General features: G+C 62.5%; 1 protein-coding gene. It reads right to left on the reverse strand.

Going from position 1 to position 520, the window contains the following annotated elements; genetic code table 11:
* Window positions 1–520 (reverse strand): NAD(+) synthase (gene nadE, locus EOA22_RS36830; RefSeq protein ID WP_127390770.1); only part of this gene is annotated, 520 nt, incomplete at both ends.

Consider the following 520-nt stretch of genomic DNA (forward strand, 5'->3'; position numbering starts at 1 on the left):
CAGCTTCGCGGCGGCGCCGACGTCCGCGGCTGAAAGGCCGTTATTCAGGCCGAAGAGGCAAATATCCATGCGGTCATAGGGCAGGGAGAAGTAGAACTCTTCCTGCGTCTGCTCGAGGGAATAGGTGTCGGTCGTCGGCGCCCTGCGGCAGATTTCCTCGGGAATGCCGAGATGGGCGGCAAGCGCATAGACTTGGCTCTTGTAGAGATGGGCGATCGGTTTGACGTCAGCCGCGCCGTCGCCATTCTTCACGAAGAAGCCTTGGTCGTATTCGAGCCGGTTCGGCGTGCCGAGCACGGCGAAATTCAGCCGGTCGGCGTGATAGTACTCGATCTGTTTGCGCGTGCGCTGCTTCATGTTGGTGGCGGCGACGATGCCGAGATAGACCGCCGCCGACATGCGCAGCTTCGTCTGCCGGCCTTCGGGGTCCTGCACCACCAGCGAGGAGATGTTGTAGCCCTCCCCGGCGAGCGAATTGGCGATGACGATCTTTGAGGCCCAGCCCGGCCCGTATTCCGGC

This window comes from Mesorhizobium sp. M7A.F.Ca.US.014.04.1.1 (genome assembly GCF_003998745.1).
Taxonomy (GTDB): domain Bacteria; phylum Pseudomonadota; class Alphaproteobacteria; order Rhizobiales; family Rhizobiaceae; genus Mesorhizobium; species Mesorhizobium ciceri.